This window comes from Stutzerimonas decontaminans, from assembly GCF_000661915.1.
Taxonomy (GTDB): domain Bacteria; phylum Pseudomonadota; class Gammaproteobacteria; order Pseudomonadales; family Pseudomonadaceae; genus Stutzerimonas; species Stutzerimonas decontaminans.
In genome coordinates, this window is sequence record NZ_CP007509.1 from 3,987,647 (window position 1) to 4,004,217 (window position 16,571).

18 protein-coding genes and 1 pseudogene are annotated in these 16,571 nt (G+C 64.2%); 5 read left to right on the forward strand and 14 right to left on the reverse strand.

Annotated features, from left to right (window positions below):
- The first annotated feature begins 173 nt into the window (after window positions 1-173).
- Entirely contained in the window at window positions 174-839 is a 666-nt protein-coding gene (elbB, locus tag UIB01_RS18475; protein ID WP_038663676.1) for an isoprenoid biosynthesis glyoxalase ElbB, read from the forward strand.
- A 142-nt stretch (window positions 840-981) separates the two neighbouring features.
- Complete coding sequence (locus UIB01_RS18480; RefSeq protein WP_038663679.1) at window positions 982-1,449, forward strand: thioesterase family protein; 468 nt, start codon at window positions 982-984, stop codon at window positions 1,447-1,449.
- 6 nt (window positions 1,450-1,455) lie between these two features.
- Here UIB01_RS18480 and UIB01_RS18485 read toward each other — a convergent pair whose 3' ends face one another.
- From UIB01_RS18485 to UIB01_RS18500, 5 genes and pseudogenes are all read right to left on the reverse strand, one after another.
- Window positions 1,456-1,911: a YaiI/YqxD family protein gene (locus tag UIB01_RS18485; RefSeq protein ID WP_038665953.1), complete on the reverse strand. Its 456-nt coding sequence runs from the start codon at window positions 1,909-1,911 to the stop codon at window positions 1,456-1,458.
- A gap of 14 nt (window positions 1,912-1,925) precedes the next feature.
- Window positions 1,926-2,558, reverse strand: a complete 633-nt coding sequence (locus tag UIB01_RS18490; RefSeq protein WP_038663682.1) for a LysE family translocator — start codon at window positions 2,556-2,558, stop codon at window positions 1,926-1,928.
- 48 nt (window positions 2,559-2,606) lie between these two features.
- Window positions 2,607-2,869: pseudogene (locus UIB01_RS22940) on the reverse strand (TerC family protein); the annotation flags it as partial.
- A gap of 15 nt (window positions 2,870-2,884) precedes the next feature.
- A complete protein-coding gene (locus UIB01_RS18495; protein ID WP_038663685.1) occupies window positions 2,885-3,466 on the reverse strand; it encodes a mechanosensitive ion channel domain-containing protein in 582 nt (193 codons plus the stop codon).
- Complete coding sequence (locus tag UIB01_RS18500; protein ID WP_038663688.1) at window positions 3,463-5,373, reverse strand: ATP-binding cassette domain-containing protein; 1,911 nt, start codon at window positions 5,371-5,373, stop codon at window positions 3,463-3,465. Before UIB01_RS18500 ends, UIB01_RS18495 begins: the two co-directional genes overlap by 4 nt.
- A gap of 69 nt (window positions 5,374-5,442) precedes the next feature.
- Between UIB01_RS18500 and UIB01_RS18505 the strand changes: the two genes are divergently transcribed.
- Window positions 5,443-5,919: a TIGR02444 family protein gene (locus UIB01_RS18505; protein WP_038663691.1), complete on the forward strand. Its 477-nt coding sequence runs from the start codon at window positions 5,443-5,445 to the stop codon at window positions 5,917-5,919.
- Here UIB01_RS18505 and UIB01_RS18510 read toward each other — a convergent pair.
- The 9 genes from UIB01_RS18510 to UIB01_RS18550 all read right to left on the reverse strand — a co-directional run bounded on the left by UIB01_RS18510 (window position 5,895) and on the right by UIB01_RS18550 (window position 14,260).
- Window positions 5,895-6,737, reverse strand: coding sequence for an AlgP family protein (locus UIB01_RS18510; RefSeq protein WP_038663693.1), 843 nt, complete (start codon window positions 6,735-6,737; stop codon window positions 5,895-5,897). The genes UIB01_RS18505 and UIB01_RS18510 overlap by 25 nt on opposite strands.
- Window positions 6,738-6,842: 105 nt before the next feature.
- The gene (locus UIB01_RS18515) at window positions 6,843-7,310 is read right to left on the reverse strand and encodes an Rsd/AlgQ family anti-sigma factor (protein ID WP_038663696.1); all 468 of its coding nucleotides are present in this window, start codon (window positions 7,308-7,310) and stop codon (window positions 6,843-6,845) included.
- A 262-nt stretch (window positions 7,311-7,572) separates the two neighbouring features.
- Complete coding sequence (locus UIB01_RS18520) at window positions 7,573-8,064, reverse strand: disulfide bond formation protein B (RefSeq protein ID WP_038663699.1); 492 nt, start codon at window positions 8,062-8,064, stop codon at window positions 7,573-7,575.
- A 118-nt stretch (window positions 8,065-8,182) separates the two neighbouring features.
- Window positions 8,183-9,403, reverse strand: a complete 1,221-nt coding sequence (locus tag UIB01_RS18525; protein ID WP_038663702.1) for a heme biosynthesis HemY N-terminal domain-containing protein — start codon at window positions 9,401-9,403, stop codon at window positions 8,183-8,185.
- Complete coding sequence (locus tag UIB01_RS18530; protein ID WP_038663705.1) at window positions 9,400-10,581, reverse strand: uroporphyrinogen-III C-methyltransferase; 1,182 nt, start codon at window positions 10,579-10,581, stop codon at window positions 9,400-9,402. The genes UIB01_RS18525 and UIB01_RS18530 overlap by 4 nt, the downstream gene beginning before the upstream one ends.
- A gap of 16 nt (window positions 10,582-10,597) precedes the next feature.
- Window positions 10,598-11,368: a uroporphyrinogen-III synthase gene (locus UIB01_RS18535; protein WP_038663707.1), complete on the reverse strand. Its 771-nt coding sequence runs from the start codon at window positions 11,366-11,368 to the stop codon at window positions 10,598-10,600.
- A complete protein-coding gene (hemC, locus tag UIB01_RS18540; RefSeq protein ID WP_038663709.1) occupies window positions 11,365-12,303 on the reverse strand; it encodes a hydroxymethylbilane synthase in 939 nt (312 codons plus the stop codon). The genes UIB01_RS18535 and hemC overlap by 4 nt, the downstream gene beginning before the upstream one ends.
- Before the next feature lie 155 nt (window positions 12,304-12,458).
- Complete coding sequence (locus UIB01_RS18545) at window positions 12,459-13,205, reverse strand: LytR/AlgR family response regulator transcription factor (protein ID WP_038663712.1); 747 nt, start codon at window positions 13,203-13,205, stop codon at window positions 12,459-12,461.
- Window positions 13,202-14,260, reverse strand: coding sequence for a sensor histidine kinase (locus tag UIB01_RS18550; protein ID WP_038663715.1), 1,059 nt, complete (start codon window positions 14,258-14,260; stop codon window positions 13,202-13,204). Before UIB01_RS18550 ends, UIB01_RS18545 begins: the two co-directional genes overlap by 4 nt.
- Before the next feature lie 207 nt (window positions 14,261-14,467).
- Between UIB01_RS18550 and argH the strand changes: the two genes are divergently transcribed.
- Together argH and UIB01_RS18560 are read left to right on the forward strand one after the other, a co-directional pair.
- Window positions 14,468-15,862: an argininosuccinate lyase gene (gene argH / locus UIB01_RS18555; protein ID WP_038663718.1), complete on the forward strand. Its 1,395-nt coding sequence runs from the start codon at window positions 14,468-14,470 to the stop codon at window positions 15,860-15,862.
- Between the two features lie 207 nt (window positions 15,863-16,069).
- A complete protein-coding gene (locus tag UIB01_RS18560) occupies window positions 16,070-16,549 on the forward strand; it encodes a GNAT family N-acetyltransferase (RefSeq protein ID WP_038663721.1) in 480 nt (159 codons plus the stop codon).
- The last annotated feature ends 22 nt before the right edge of the window (window positions 16,550-16,571 follow it).

Below are 16,571 nucleotides of genomic sequence, written 5' to 3' on the forward strand. Positions count from 1 at the left end.
TGCCAGTGCTTTGATCAAGCGCAAAGCGGCGTGCCAGACCTGCGGCAATGAACACCGGCGCATCCTGCGGATCGAAGAAACATGCGGGGCTTACCTGGAGCCGTCTCAGGTATTAGCATCGAATGCATCACAGCGCCCACCGCTGGGCCGTTGAACTGACCAGGAGTATCGCTATGAACAAGAAAGTCGCCGTGATCCTATCCGGCTGTGGCGTCTACGACGGCTCGGAGATCTACGAGAGCGTCATCACCCTGCTGCGCCTCGATCAGCGTGGCGTCAAGGTTCAGTGCTTCGCACCCAACATCCCACAGATGCATGTGATCAACCACCTGACCGGCGAAGAGATGCCGGAGTCGCGCAACGTACTGACCGAGTCGGCCCGCCTGGCACGCGGTGAGATCAAGGATCTGCGCGAAGCCCGCGCCGAGGATTTCGATGCGCTGATCATTCCTGGCGGTTTCGGTGCCGCAAAGAACCTGTCGACCTTTGCCACAGAGGGCGCTAGCAGCAAGGCGCTGCCCGAGGTGATCGCACTGGCCCAGGCCTTTGCCGAAGCACGCAAGCCGATCGGCATGATGTGCATCGCACCGACCATGGCCGCGCAGATTTTCGGCGCCGGCGTGGTCTGCACCCTGGGCAGCGACGACGCCGATGCGGCCAAGGCGGTTGGCCAGATGGGCGCCGAACACCAAGCATGCGAAGTCAGTGACATCGTTGTGGACAAGCAGCATCGGCTGGTCACCACCCCGGCTTACATGTTGGCACAGTCCATCAGCGAGGCCGCTTCGGGTATCTACAAGCTGGTCGACCGAGTGCTGGAGATGACCACCGAGGACTGATTCGAACGCCATAGAGAATCCCGGGCCTGCCCGGGATTTTTTTTGCGCGAAAGGCGCCAAAGCCGCGGCTGCTCGTGCCGCCACACTGTTCAGGGCAAACATCCTCGGGCAGTTTGCTTGCTCATCCACAGGAGCGCCGACCATGAATCAAGATGATGCACTGCTCGCCGAACAGGCCCAGGCGGTACGCCAGATGTTCGAGCGCATCCCTTTCAATCAGGCGTTGGGTATCGAACTCGACGAAGTTTCAACGACACAGGTGGTCATGCACCTGCCGATGAAGCCGGAGCTGGTCGGCAATTTCGTCCACGGCATTCTGCATGGTGGCGTCATCGCCTCGCTGCTGGACGTGGCCGGTGGCGCAATGGCGATGCTCGGCGCCTTCGACAAACACCGCCACCTGACCACCCAGGAGCGCGCCGAGCGCCTGTCCCGGCTGGGCACCATCGACCTGCGCATCGATTATCTGCGTCCGGGCCGCGGCACCCGGTTCAGCGCCAGCGCCATGCTGCTGCGTTCCGGCAACAAGGTCGCGGTGGTCCGCTCGGAGCTGCACAACGAACTCGGCGTGCTGGTGGCCGTGGGCACCGGGACTTACCTGTGCGGCTGATACCGTTCAGCGGGCTCTGGAGAGCTGCGTCAGCAAGCGGTCCAGTGCATTGGCGAAGGCCTGCCGATCACGCTCGCCGTAGGCCGCCTGGCCGCCCCCCATCTGGCCCTGGTCACGCAGATCGGTGAACAGATTGCGCACTGCCAGCCGCTCGCCCATGTTGCGCTCGTCGAACTCGCGGCCGCGCGGATCGAGCGCCGCAACGCCCTTCTTCACCAGCCGGTCGGCTAACGGAACATCGCTGCAGATCACCAGATCACCAGGCTCGGCATGTTCGACCAGATAGTCGTCGGCTGCGTCCGGCCCGCTCGGCACCACGATCAGCCGCACGCAGGCGAACGTCGGTTTGACCTGGCTCTGTCCGGCGACCAGCAGCACCTCGAACTTGCGCTTGAGGGCGAACTTGATCACCTGATCTTTTGCCGCCCGCGGACAGGCATCGGCATCGATCCAAACGCGCATGGGGGTCGCCTCGCTCATACGACAGCGCGCCGTACCGTTGCCAGCAGCGCCGCCGCACCAGCGAACGCCGCAGCAAAACTGCGATTGACCAGACGCTGCTGACGCGGCGTGCGCAACAGCCGCAGCACTTTCGCCGCCAGCCCGGTGTATGCAGCCATGACGATCAGGTCGACCACCACCATGGTCGCGGCCATCTCGCTGTACTGCAGCAGCAACGGCCGCTGCGGGTCGAGGAACTGCGGCAGAACCGCCAGGATGAAGACGATTGCCTTGGGGTTGCTGGCATTCACCACGAACCCGCGTAGTACCAGGCTCAGCGGCCTGCCGATGGGCCGCGGCGCGGCGGAATCATCCAGCGCCTGCGGTTGTGCCTGCCATTGCTTCCAGGCCAGCCACAGCAGATAGCCGACGCCGAACCACTTGATCAGGCTGAACGCCAGTTCCGAGGTAGCCAGCACGGCGCCGACACCCGCGGCGACCACGGCGATCTGCAGCACCAGCGCCAGTTGCAGGCCGATGGCATTCCAGTAGCCGCGCCAGAAGCCGTACTGCAAGCCGCAGGACATCGATGCGATCGCACCGGCACCCGGCGACAGGCTGATCACCCAACAGGCAACGAAGAAAGCGAGCCAGGTTTCCAGTGACATGTGAGTCCCTCCGTTCAGGCGGTCGCGCCGGTCGCCCGGCGCTTCGATTCAGTCCGGTAAGCCTTTGCCCAGCTTCACCGGTTCCTTGAGCTTGCGCTTCATGACCTTGCGCATGCGGATGTTCAGCGCCTCAACGCCCAGCGAGACGGCCATGGCGAAGTAGACGTAGCCCCTTGGGTACGTGCGAATACTTCAGCGATCAGCAGCGTACCAACGACGGTGAGGAACGATAGCGCGAGAACCTTCAGCGTCGGGTGCTTACCAATGAAGTCGCTGATGGTGCCCGTCGCCAGTGTCATCACCAACACGGCACTCCATGAGGGTTGTTACTCGTTGGGGTTACGGTTGTGGAGCTGAACTTCACTGCCACGCCAGCGGCGCACGGCCTTCTGGAAAAACAGGCTGTTGGGCACCTGCACGATGGCACCGGTGCCGGCTTCGGCCACCTCTTCCAGGGTGGTGTAGACCAGATTGATGTCGATCACCCGCCCCTTGACGATCGGCTTGTCGAACGCCTCGACGATTTCCACCACATCACCCAGCCGGAACGGGCCGACAGTGAGGATGAGCACCGCACAGAGCAGGTTGGACAGCACGCTCCAGATCGCGAAGAACGCGATGGCCGCCACTGCGACGAACCCGGAGATGGCTGTCCACAGCACGGTGGCGGAGACGCCGAAGCGCTCCAGTACCATGATCAGCGCGCCGCCGATGATGAACCAGCGAATACCGCCGCGCACCGGGATCAGCAATTCCGGCGGCAACGGGTAGCGCGACGACAGCCGGGTCAGGCCGCGGGCGAGCACCCTTTGCAGCACATAGGCCACCAGCAGAATCAACAGCACCTGCAAACCCAGCATCCACTGCAGTCGCCACTCTTCGACCAATGTCAGCCAGGGTTCGCTCATGCACTGGCCTCCAGTTGCGCCTGCAGACTCTCCAGTATTTCCAGCGCCTCCAACCAGGCTTCCTCCAGCTCACCTTCGCGAACCTTCAGCTCGGCCTGTTTGGCCAGCAGCTGGCGCAGCTCATCCTTGCGTGCCGCTTCGTAAAGCGCGCTGTCACCCAGGTTCATTTCCAGCTCGGCCAATTTCTCGTGCACCGTCGCCAGGTCCTTCTCCAGCTTGTCCGCCTGACGCTTGTGCGGCGCCAACTGCTGGCGCAAAGCGGCCGCGGCCTGACGCTGGGCGCGCTTGTCAGTTTTGTCCGCCGAGGGCTCGCCGCTGACGGCGGGTTGCTGACGGGCGCGGTAGTCCACCAACCAGCGTGCGTAGTCCTCCAGATCGCCGTCGAAACTCTGCACCTGGCCGTCGGCGACCAACAGGAACTCGTCGGTGGTGCTCTTGAGCAGATGACGGTCGTGGGATACCACCAGCACCGCGCCCTCGAAATCCTGCAGGGCCAGGGTCAGCGCCAGGCGCATCTCCAGATCGAGGTGGTTGGTCGGCTCATCGAGCAGCAACAGGTTGGGCTTGCCCCAGGCGATCAGCGCCAACGCCAGGCGCGCTTTCTCGCCGCCGGAAAAATTCAGCACCGGCTCGTCGCAGCGCGCGCCGCGGAAATCGAAGCCGCCGAGAAAATCACGCAGCGTCTGCTCGCGCTCGGCCGGAGCGATGCGCTGCATGTGCAGCAAGGGGCTGGCCTTGGGATCGAGCGAATCCAGCTGATGCTGGGCGAAATAGCCGACCGCCAGGTTCTCGCCGCGTTGCAAGCGACCACCGAGCGGGACGAGCTCGGCAGCGAGTGTTTTGATCAGGGTCGACTTGCCCGCTCCGTTCGGTCCCAGCAAACCAATACGCGCGCCGGGCACCAGCTGCAGTTTGACCTTGTCCAGCACCACCTTTTCGCCATAACCGAGACGCCCTTCGGCGAGGTCCAGCAACGGGCTGGAAACCTTGTCCGCCTCGCGGAAGCGGAAGTCGAACGGCGAATCCACGTGCGCCGGCGCCAGTTCTTCGAGACGCTCCAACGCCTTGATCCGGCTCTGGGCCTGGCGCGCCTTGGTCGCCTGGGCCTTGAAGCGGCGGATATAGCTTTCCATGTGCGCGCGCTGCGCCTGCTGCTTCTCGAAGGCCTGCTGCTGTTGTGCCAACCGCTCGGCACGTGTCCGTTCGAAGGCCGAGTAGCCGCCGCGATACAGGGTCAGCTTGCGCTGCTCCAGATGGATGACGTGATCGACCACCGAGTCGAGGAAGTCACGGTCGTGGGAAATCAGCAGCAAGGTGCCGGGGTAGCCCTTGAGCCAGTCCTCGAGCCAGAGGATCGCATCGAGATCCAGGTGGTTGGTCGGTTCGTCCAGCAGCAACAGGTCGGACGGGCACATCAGTGCCTGGGCGAGGTTGAGACGCATGCGCCAGCCACCGGAAAAGCTGCTGACCGGCAGCGTCATCTGCTCGTTGGCAAAGCCCAGCCCAGCGAGCAGCTTGCGCGCGCGGGCGTCGGCGCTGTAGCCGTCGACGTTGTCCAGTTCGGTATGCAGGCGCGCCAGAGCATTGCCATCGTGCGCCTGCTCGGCGGCGGCAAGCTCCCGCTGAATGCGCCGCAGCTCTACGTCGCCATCGAGCACATAGTCCACGGCCAGGCGATCGAGGGTATCGATCTCCTGGCGCATGTGCGCGATGCGCCAGTCCGGCGGCAACTGGCAATCGCCGCCGTCGGGCACCAGCTCGCCGCGCAGCAGTGCGAAAAGGGTGGATTTGCCGGCGCCATTGGCGCCGATCAGGCCGGCCTTCTGGCCGGGGTGCAGGGTCAGCTCGGCGCCTTCGAGCAAACGCTGAGGGCCACGCTGTAGAGTGAGGTTCTGGAGTCGGATCATAATGCCGGCGAGTTTATCAGTTCGCCTGGAAAGCCAGCCGGGCCACCCGCAAAAAAAGGCGTACCACTTATGCCCAACCCGGATCTCTGGACGTTCGCCCTGAACTGCTACGCACGAGCGGGAGTCGAGACTGCCTGCCTGGAACTGCAACGTCAGGGCACGGATGTCTGCGTGCTGATCTGCGCAGCCTGGCTGGAGGTACGTGGGATAGCCTGCAATCAGGAGCGGATGCGTGCGCTGGAAGAAGTTGCCGCCCCCTGGCGACACAGGGTGGTGGAGCCGCTGCGCGCACTGCGCCAGGCATGGCGCCCGCTGGCGGAAGAGGACGAAGCGCTGCGAGAACTGCGCGAAGCGCTCAAGGGGCTGGAACTACAAGCCGAGCGCAGCCTGCTGGAACGACTACAGACGGCAAGCCGCGAATGGAGCGCAAGCGCTAGCGCCAATCAGTGGCTGAGCGCTCTTGCCCCGAAAGGCGGTTGCCGCGCTGCGCTGGAAACCCTGCGCAACGCGGCCTATCAGACTCAGCTGGAGCTGACGGGCGTCTGAGTTGCGGTGCGCTTGGCGGCAGGCTTACGGGCGGCAGGTTTTTTCGCTGCGGCCTTGGCGGCCGGCTTGGCTGGCGCGGGCTTGGCGATTGTCTCAGCCGCGGCGGGTGCTGCGCTGCCTGCTGATTGCGGGACTGAAGCGGGTTTGCCGGCAGTGGCCGAGCGGGTGCGAGTCGGTGTCTTGACCGTTGCAGGGCGTGGAGCTGCAGGCTTGGCCGCAGCACCACTAGCTGATGTCTTGGCCGGTGCTTTCGCCGGGGCCTTGGTTGGAGTTTTAGCCACCGGCGTTACCGCTGCTTTGGCGGTCTGAGCTTTGGCGGATGCGACTGCCGGCTTGGCTGCAACCGGGGCGGCCTTGCTGGCAGGCTTGCGCACTGCCGGACGGGGAGCTGCAGCGGGCTTGGCGACATTCGCCTGCTGCTGACTGCGCAAGGCCTTGTCGGCGTCATCGGCGACCTTCCGGATGCCCTGAGTCAGCTTCAGGCTCTGTTCGGCGTCCCGTTTGAGTGCGGCCAGGTAGGTCAGGGTTTCGCTCTGACGGCTCTGCAACAGCGCGAGGGAATCTTCGAGCTCGGTAAGCCGTGTTCGCGCCTTGCTCTGCGCCTTCGTCTTGCCCGCGCTACCGGCCTCGTCCAGCTTGGCACGGGCCTTGGTCAGCTTGTCCTGGGCCTTGCCGCGCTGCTTCTGCAGCTTGGCGAGCGCGCTCTCGGCATCCTTGACCGCCTGATTGCAGGCCTTTTCCAAATGCTCGATGAGGCTGTGCGAAAGCTGTTGCAGCAGATGCAGCGGAGTGGTGACCGACTTCTTCTTGGCGGGCATATAAGTGCCTCCTGGCAGGAACGATGCAGCCATACTAGACGGCCCGCAAGGTAGCCGCCAGAGGCCAGGAGGCGCGCAATACGCAGGAGACGGTTCGCCCGATGCTCAGGCCGGAGTAGCAGCTTGCTTGTGCGCGTTATGCAACACTTCGATCAGGCAATCTTCCAGCTCAAAACGCTCATGCAGCAGCTGGCCTAGCTTCTTCAGCTCATCGGCCAGGCCCGGACTCCCCAGGCAGTCGCCCTTCTCGCAGCGATCATTGAAGCCCAGCGCGACCTGAGTGATGGTTTCGATACGCGGGTAGATCTGCTTGGCAAGCTCGATGGCTCGCACATCGCCGAAAGCCTCAGCCTCGGCGAGCAACTGTTCGTAGATTTCGAAATGGCCGGCCGAGACGTAGTCGACCAGATATTCGCAGAACCGCTGCAGGCCCTGGCGAGCAGCAGCATCGTCGCGCTCGGCATGCAGCCCGTCGTACGCATTGATCAGCGCGTGGCGCTCGTTCAACCAACGGTCGATCAGCAGATGTACACCACCCCAGCGTTCCTGGGCATTTCGACAGCTCTCGAGCATGATGACCTCACTTCCCTAATCGATGATGCTTGTTAGCCATTCCGAGACGGTTTTTTGTCTTTCGGTATCGGCCTTGGGTGAGTGGCGGCGACGAATGGCAGGAATCCGTCACCGCACGAGCAGACTATGCCGCGCTGCTCGAAGCATCAAGCAAAATGCCGATGAATCTTGCCAGCGCGCACCGGCATCCAGCGGTGCCGCGCGTCCATGAGAAGACCGTACAAACGCAACGGGAGTTCGACAAAGAAGGATAAATATCTGCTCAATCGCGACGGAGCAGCTGCCAGAAGCAGAGGATGGCCATGCCTATGAAGCCCAGCAGGCTCCATTCCGGAATGCTCAGGCCCAGCATCGTCCAGCTCACTTCGGCGCACTCGGCGGTGCCATGCAGTACCAGACGGGCAATCTCCTGGAATGGTAGTGCCTCCATCATGTATTCGAGGCTCGGCAGGCAGCTCGGCAGCTGATCGGCCGGCACGCTCTGCAACCAGATCTGCCGTATCGCCGTGGCTGCGCCGGCAAGCACGAACAACAGGGCGAAGCCTGAATAGACGCGACGACCTGTCCGCGCCGGCCCGTGAATTGCCGCGGCGAGGCAGATCAGGCCGAAGCCGATCACGCAGACACGCTGGACGATGCACAGCGGACACGGCGCAAGCCCCATCACGTGCTCCATGTAGAGCGCAATGGCGATCAACAGAGCACTGCCCAGGAAGGCGATGACGAACACGGGACGAGGGCTGGCCAGGCGCATGGTGGCTCCACTAGCTGGAAAAGTTCGCTACGGTAGTGGAAACCGCGACAGCCTTACAAGCGGCGGGATAGCCGTGGGGATGCGTCAGGCCCGCGCCATGGCGGACCTGACGAGCCGATCACAAGGTGGCTGGAAGATTGCGATCGAGCAAGCCGACGCCTTGCTGAAACAAGCGGTTGCTGCTTTCGGTATCGCCCAACTGGGCCAGCAGGCGAGCCAGCTCGGCGCAGGTCTCCGGCCGATGATCGAAACGCAGGCTTGCCTCGAGATAATCGCGCGCCTTGCCCCACAACTCGTTGCGTAGGCTCAGGCGGCCCAGAGCGAGCAGCAGCACCGGGTTTTGCGGATGCTCCTTGAGCCAGCCCTCGGCGTGCGCCAGCTGGCGGGCCGGATCACGGCCATGTATCCGCCCATAGCGCTCGACCAGGCGATCATCGAACTGACGCTTGATCGCTGCATACAGCACTTCCTCCGCCTTGGGCTGCGCCCCCAGCCGGGCTAGCCCGTCGGCGTAAGCGCGTACCACCAGCGGCTCGCCGCGCAGGGAACTCGGGACCGTCTGCCAGCGCTGATTCAGCGTTTCAATGCCCGACTCGACCGGCAGCTCGGAAGGCTGACCGGCCTGCTCGACCGCAGCGGTCCAGGCCAGCACTTCGAGTTCGCTCAGGCGCGCCGGTGGCAGCACGCGGTGCTTGCGCAGCTCCGGCAGCAACCGGCACAGCGCCGACCAGTCCTCCAGTTGCACGTAGAGTTGTTGGAGCAAGGTAAGAACGTAAGGGTGGCGCGGGTGCTCACTCTGCAATTCGCTAAGCGAAGCACGCGCTTCGACATACTGGCCGCGGGCGATCTGCAGCTGTGCCTGCGTCAGGCCGATCGCCAGCGCCGCCTCGGGCTCGCGCTCGCGCGCCTTTTGCAGCAGCTCGTCGCTCTGCGCATACTCGCCCAGCTCGTTGGCTGCACGCGCCGCACCCAGATAATGCACCAGTGGCTGGCGGTCCTTTTCGGCAGCCAGTTGCAGGTGAGTCAGCGCCGGCCCCCACTGCCCTTCCGCGAGTTCCCGCAGCCCCCTGCGGGAGGCCTTTTCCGCGCGCCGCGCACGGTGCCGGCGCGACCACGGGTTAACCAGCGCCCCGGAGACCTGCAGCAGCCCGAGCAGCCAGTGCACCGCCAATGCCAGGAGCCATAGGCAGGCGACCAGGGCAAGGAATACCCAGAAGCTCGATTCGTAACGGAACTGGTCGTAGGTGATCAGCACGTAGCCGGCGCTCTGACTGATCGCCCAACCGAGAAAGCCTGCGACCGCAAGCAGAAGGATGAATACCAGGGCCAGACGTTTCATGTGCGCTGAGCCTCCTGCGCCTCTTTCTCCGGCTCGGGCTGAGCCGAAGATTCGGGCGCTTGGCCGTCTTCGCGACGCTCACGCTTCTGCACATACACCTGCAACGCCTGCAACGCCGGGGCGAGATCAGGCAGCGTAACCTCAACTTCACGCCGGGACAGCGCTTCGAGGCGCTCGCGCAGACCGCGGGCCTGGCCGTTGTCTTCGCTGAAGTGGTCCTTGAGGACCGCGCTCGCCTGCTCCAGCGACTGCCGATAAACCTCGGTATTGCCGTTGAGCACGGCCCATTGCGCCTGCTCTATAGCCAGCGACAGGGCTAGCCGCACCTGTCCCAGCGTCTGTCCCGCAAGGAGCGGTTTGACGTCGCCGCTGGCATCGAAGTCCACCCGCACGTAGCGCGTCAGCTCGTTAAGCCAGCGCTGCCAGCGGCTGTCCTGAACGTTTTCTGGCAGCGTCTCACCATTGACGAACTCTGGCGCAAGCGCGCTGAGCTGACCGGTCTGCCCGCGCAGCGCGCCGAGCTGCAAAAACAGCCCGGTACGATCGAGTTCCGGCAAGCTGCGCAGCGCTTCCAGGCCCTCCAGCAGCTTCTGCCGCGTCCCGTAGGCACCAGGGTCATCCTGCTGCTGCAGAATCAGATCGGCTTCGTGCACCAGCATTTCGGCGCTCTTGACGTCCTGCATCGCCGACAGCTGCAACATGGCCATACGCAACAGATGTTCGGCCTCGGCCAGACGCCATTCTTCGCGACTGGCCCCGAGTACCTGCTCGACACGCCCGGAAAGGCGCTGTTGGTCGCTCTGCAATGCAGCCAGCAATCGACGCCGCTCCTCCAGCTCGCTGGCCGACGGCAGTTGCTCCAGGCGGCCCAGGCGTGCCGCCAGCTCGCGCTCGCGTTCAGCGAGCTGGCGAGTCTGCTCGCCGGTGCTCTGCAGCGCTTCGAGCTGGCGATCCTCGCTGGCGCCAAGCTGTTGTAACTGCCAGAGGCCATAGCCGCCGAGTGCTACGCCGCCAAGGCCGACCAGCAGTGCTAGCGCGGCCAGGGACTTGCCGCCGCCATTGGCGCTGGCAGCTGGCTTGGATGGAGCAGGCTTGGCGGGCTTAGCAGACTCTACGGTTGGAGTCGGCTCACTGGCGGGGGGTTGCAGCGGTTCTTTCTTGGAATCTGCTTCGCTCACGTTTCCATCCTTTGCTTCAGGAGGCAGTCACCGCGGTTTCCCGCAAGGCCGCCAGCAAGGCCGCGGCGCTGGCGCCGCGGCAATCCACAATTCGTTTGACGCCCAACTGCCGCGCCATCTCCGCCACCCGCGGACTGGGTACGAACAAGGTTAGCTCAAGCAATTCAGGCCAGGTATCGGCCGCCAGCTCATGCAGCGACAGCAAACCCTGCCCACTGCTGACCACCAGGCCGTTGAGCCGTTCCGAACGGACCGTAGCGGCCAGCGTGCCCGGCGGGTAGTCGGGCAGCGAGCGCCGGTACAGTTCGAGGATGTCCACCTGCACCCCACGCCCGCGCAACGTCTCGGCGAGCAACTCACGCCCACCTTCGCCACGCAGGATCAGCACCCTCGGGTCAGGCCTGGCCAGCGCCTCGTCGAGGCGCGGCAGCGCCAGCAGCGCCTCGCTGTCGTCGCCACGCTCCGGCCAGCTGGTGTCCAGCCCGTAGTCGGCGAGTATCGCGCCAGTGGCGGCACCGACGCTGAACCAGGCCTGGGCGAACGGTGGCTGCGGCCAGTAGCGGTCGAGCAACTCAACACCCAGCCGCGCCGCCGGCTTGCTCACCACGATGACCGCGCAGTAGCGATCCAACTCGAGAATCGTCACGCGCTGCTCGGCGGTTTCCGGCAAGGGGTCGATTGCCAGCAGCGGCAGGCTTGCACTGTGAATCCCAACTTCGGCCAATGACGCCGCGACCGCGCCGCATTCCTCGGCCGGCCGGGTCAGCAGCAGACGCCAGTCATTCACTCGTGACCAGCCTCACCGTAAACCGCCTGGAGGATCTGCTCGGCGCCCTGGTCCAGCAACCGTTCGGCAACCCGCACGCCCAACGCCTCGGCGTCGGCAGCCGGCGCACGCCCCTCGGCGCGCAGCAGCAAGGTGCCGTCCGGCTGCCCGACCAGCCCGCGCAGCCACAGCTGCTCGCCTTCGAGCACCGCGTAACAGGCGATCGGCACCTGGCAGCCACCGTTCAAGCGCTTGTTCAGGGCACGCTCAGCGACAACACGGGTCGCGGTCGGTGCGTGGTTCAGGCATTCCAATAACGCATGCAATTCGCTGTCGGTCGTACGGCACTCGATGCCGACCGCACCCTGACCGCCGGCCGGCAGACTCTCGTCAACGCCGATACTGGAGCGGATGCGCTCACCGAAGCCAAGACGGATCAGTCCGGCCGCGGCGAGGATGATGGCGTCGTACTCGCCAGCATCGAGCTTGGCCAGACGGGTGTTGACGTTGCCGCGCAAGAACTGGATTTTCAGGTCCGGTCGACGGGCCAGCAGCTGGGCCTGGCGGCGCAGCGACGAGGTGCCGACGACACTGCCGGGCGGCAGTGCATCGAGACTGTCGAAATGGTTGGAGACGAAGGCGTCGCGCGGGTCTTCGCGTTCGCAGATGCAGTACAGACCGAGCCCCTCGGGAAACTCCATCGGCACGTCCTTCATGGAGTGCACGGCGATATCCGCTTCGTTCTCCATCAGCGCCGTTTCCAGCTCCTTGACGAACAACCCCTTGCCGCCGATTTTTGCCAGCGGTGCATCGAGCAGCTTGTCGCCGCGGCTGACCATCGGCACCAGGCTGACCTTCAGCCCCGGATGCGACGCTTCCAGGCGCGCCTTGACGTATTCGGCCTGCCACAGGGCCAGGGCACTCTTGCGGGTGGCGATGCGGATTTCGCGAGACATGGGCAATTCCAGAACAGTGAATTGCCGGCGATGATAACAGGCCGGACAACCAGCCTGGGTTGGCCGGAATCAAGTAAAAGTTGGTGTCACGCCATCGCGCCGGAGGCCGCCAGCTGCAGGAGCTGACGGCCACCGACGCGGCGAACCGTACTGGTTCAGAGGTTCTGCATCAGCTTGCGCACACCGGCCACATGGCGCCGGCTCACAGTCAATGCTTCGCCCTCGAGCCCCTTGAGGAACAGCTGGAAATGCCCGAGCGGCGTGCGTTGCAGACGCTCTATGCGATCGCGGTAGACCAGCGCATTACGGTGGATGCGCACGAAGCGCTCGCCAAACTCGTCTTCCAGGGACTTCAACGGCTCGTCCAGCAGCACCTCGCCACCGACGTGGCGCAGCGTGACGTACTTGTGGTCGGCGATGAAGTAGATCACGTGATCCAGCGGAATCAGCTCGATGCCCTTGCGGGTACGTGCGCTGATATGGCTGCGCGGCCCGGCACCGGATACCGCCGCCGGACGGGTCAACGCAGCGAGCTGTACACGGTTGGGCCGCTCCGCCTTCTTCAGGGCCTCGGTGAGGTGTTCCGGGCGCACCGGCTTGACCAGATAGCCAACCGCGCTGACCTGGAAAGCCTCCAGGGCGAATTCATCATGGGCAGTACAGAAAATCACCGCTGGCGGCGCATCCGTCTCACAGAGCTTGGCGGCAACTTGCAGGCCATCGAGCCCGGGCATGCGGATATCCAGCAGCACGACATCAGGGCGCAGTTCCTCGATCAGCGTCAGTGCTTCTTCGCCATTGCTGGCAGCAGGCTCGAGGACACGATAGCCGTCGAGGTCACCTACCAGTCGGCTGAGGCGCTCGCGGGCTAGAGGTTCGTCATCGACAATCAGGACATTCATATAGATCTGGCTTCCTGCGTTTGTCTCGCACATGGATAGCGTAGACATGTGTAATGGCGGCCTTCACGGCGCTCCACGCTGAGACTCGCTAGCGGACCGAAAAGTGCCGCTAATCGTGCGTCGATGTTCTGCAACCCCTGGCGCGTCCCGCGTGAAGCCTGCGCTTGAGCGGTTTCATCGAACGGGTTGCTGACCACCAACTGAAACATGCCATTGGCATATTCGGCGGTTACGCTCACCACTCCTCCCTCGATACGTGGCTGGATGCCATACACCAGTGCGTTTTCCAGCAGTGGCTGCAGCGTGAGCTGCGGTATCGGCAGATCGTCCGGTACGCCGTCGACCTGCCAGTCCATCTGCAGACGGTCGCCCAGCCGATACTGTTCGATCGACAGGTAGCGTCGCGACAGCTCCAGCTCGTCGCGCCAGGCCACCAGCGTGCCGGGGCGCGCCAGGCTCGCGCGGAACAGATCTGACAGATCCAGCACCGCCTGCTCGGCCTTCGCGGGGTCGCTGGCCACCAGTGCGGCGATGCTGTTGAGGCTGTTGAACAGGAAATGCGGCCGGATACGCGCCTGCAGCGATTCGATCCGTGCCCGCAGTTCGGCCTGCTCCTGACGCCGCCACTGGCTCTGCAGATAGAAATAGCGTAGCAGCAGCCCCGACATGATCAGGCTGATCAACGCATGTCGCAGGTAGAGATTGACCTCGCCGTCGCGTGAAAGCGGCCCGCCGAGCTGGTAGATATCGGCAACCGCCGTGCAAGCCAGGGTCAAGCCGACCACCAGCGCGCAGCAGGCAAGCCCCGCGAAGGCCGCGCGCAGCCGCGCCAGCAGAGGCCGCAGCAGGCACATGGTGCCGGCCGAGAGCAGCACGATCCACTGCACGAACAGCGAGGTCAGCGCCAGGCGCATCCAGTTGAAGCTGGGCTGCATCGGCTCGGCCAGGACCAGCACGAACACCAGCAGCTCGGCGAGCAGGACGAGACCGAGCAGGGCCTCGGGCTGGCACAGCTCGGGCACGAAGAAGTCGTCGGTTAGGGCAGTGGATTTCACGCGATTCGGCCTGTTGGTTATCTGGTGGGCGAGTTTCCTTGGCCGCCCCGGCAACGGCAAGACGATCGCTCGTCGCCATGCTGGGATTAGTCGGGATTTGCCAGCCAGCTCACCCTTCACGACGAGGTTCCGACGTGCCCGATCGCAGCGCCATCCCTGTTATCATCGCCGCCTTTCCTCAGCCTTCGGATTTCAGCGAGCGCATTCATGAGCACCGACAAGACCAACCAGTCCTGGGGCGGCCGTTTCAGCGAGCCCGTCGACGCCTTCGTCGCCCGATTCACCGCCTCCGTCGAGTTCGACAAGCGCCTCTACCGCCACGACATCATGGGCTCGATCGCCCACGCCACCATGCTGGAAAAGGCTGGTGTGCTGAGCGCCGATGAGCGCGAGCAGATCATCGCCAATCTGAAGGACATCCAGAACGAGATCGAGGCGGGCACCTTCGACTGGCGCGTCGATCTGGAAGACGTGCACATGAACATCGAGGCGCGCCTTACCGACCGCATCGGCGTCACCGGCAAGAAGCTACACACCGGCCGCTCGCGCAACGACCAGGTAGCCACCGACATCCGCCTCTGGCTGCGCGACGAGATCGACATCATCCTCGCCGAGATCACCCGTCTGCAGCAGGGTCTGCTGGGCCTGGCCGAAGCCGAAGCGGACACCATCATGCCCGGCTTCACCCATCTGCAGACCGCACAGCCGGTGACCTTCGGCCATCACCTGCTGGCCTGGTTCGAGATGCTCAGCCGCGACTACGAGCGCTTGGTCGACTGCCGCAAGCGCACCAACCGCATGCCGTTGGGCTCCGCTGCCCTGGCTGGCACCACCTATCCGATCCAGCGGGAGATCACCTGCGAACTGCTGGGTTTCGAAGCGATCTCCGGCAACTCGCTCGATGGCGTATCCGATCGCGACTTCGCCATCGAGTTCTGTGCCGCCGCCTCGCTGGCGATGATGCACCTGTCGCGCTTCTCCGAAGAGCTGGTGCTCTGGACCAGCGCACAGTTCCAGTTCATCGACCTGCCCGACCGCTTCTGCACCGGCTCCTCAATCATGCCGCAGAAGAAGAATCCCGATGTGCCGGAACTGGTGCGCGGCAAGACCGGCCGCGTGTTCGGCGCGCTGGCCGGCCTCCTGGTGCTGATGAAGGGCCAGCCGCTGGCCTACAACAAGGACAATCAGGAAGACAAGGAGCCGCTGTTCGACGCCGCCGACACCCTGCGCGACAGCCTGCGCGCCTTTGCCGACATGGTTCCGGCGATCAAACCCAAGCGCGAAATCATGCGTGAGGCGGCGCTGCGCGGCTTCTCCACTGCTACCGATCTCGCCGACTATCTGGTGCGCAAGGGCCTGCCCTTCCGCGACTGCCACGAGATCGTCGGGCACGCGGTGAAGTACGGCGTGCAGACCGGCAAGGACCTGGCCGAAATGAGCCTCGACGAGCTGCGCCAGTTCAGCGATCAGATCACTGACGACGTGTTCGCCGTGCTGACCCTGGAAGGCTCGGTGAATGCGCGTGATCACATCGGCGGCACCGCACCGAATCAGGTACGCGCCTCGGTCAAGCGTGGCCAGGCGCTGCTGGCTTCCCGTTGATCGCACTCGGCCGATCAGTTCGCTGATCGGCCGCTCAGGTCCCGGCAGGACCGGGCTGTCGCGTCGCCTGGCGCAACAGCTCGGTGATCGTCATATCGCTGGATGCGCGGATCGAGTAGCAGTTCGCTGCCGGCAGATTGAAAGTCCTCACCTACCTGCCAACTGGCGCAACAACCCGCTCACCCTCTCCCGCTCAGGAAGATCGAGATGCCACTCAACATTCGCCCTGCGGTACGCGAAGACGCCGCACTGATCCTGCGCTTCATCACCGACCTGGCCATCTACGAAAAGGCCGAACACGAGGTGAAGACCGATGTCGCTGGCATCGAGAACAGCCTGTTCGCCGAAGGCAGCACCGCCCACGGCCTGATCTGCGAGCTGGACGGCGAGCCGATCGGCTATGCGGTGTATTTCTTCAACTACTCGACCTGGCTGGGCAAGCACGGCCTGTATTTGGAAGACCTTTACGTCACTCCGCAGCAGCGCGGCGTCGGCGCCGGCAAGGCGCTGCTGCGCCATCTGGCCAAACTGGCGGTGGCGCGTGGCTGTGGGCGCTTCGAATGGTCGGTGCTGGACTGGAATCAACCAGCTATCGACTTCTACGAATCCATTGGCGCCAAGCCCCAGAACGAATGGATCGGCTACCGTCTTACTGGCGACGCACTGACAGATTTCGCAGCAGGTTGATCGGCCGCTCAAGCGCGTCTGC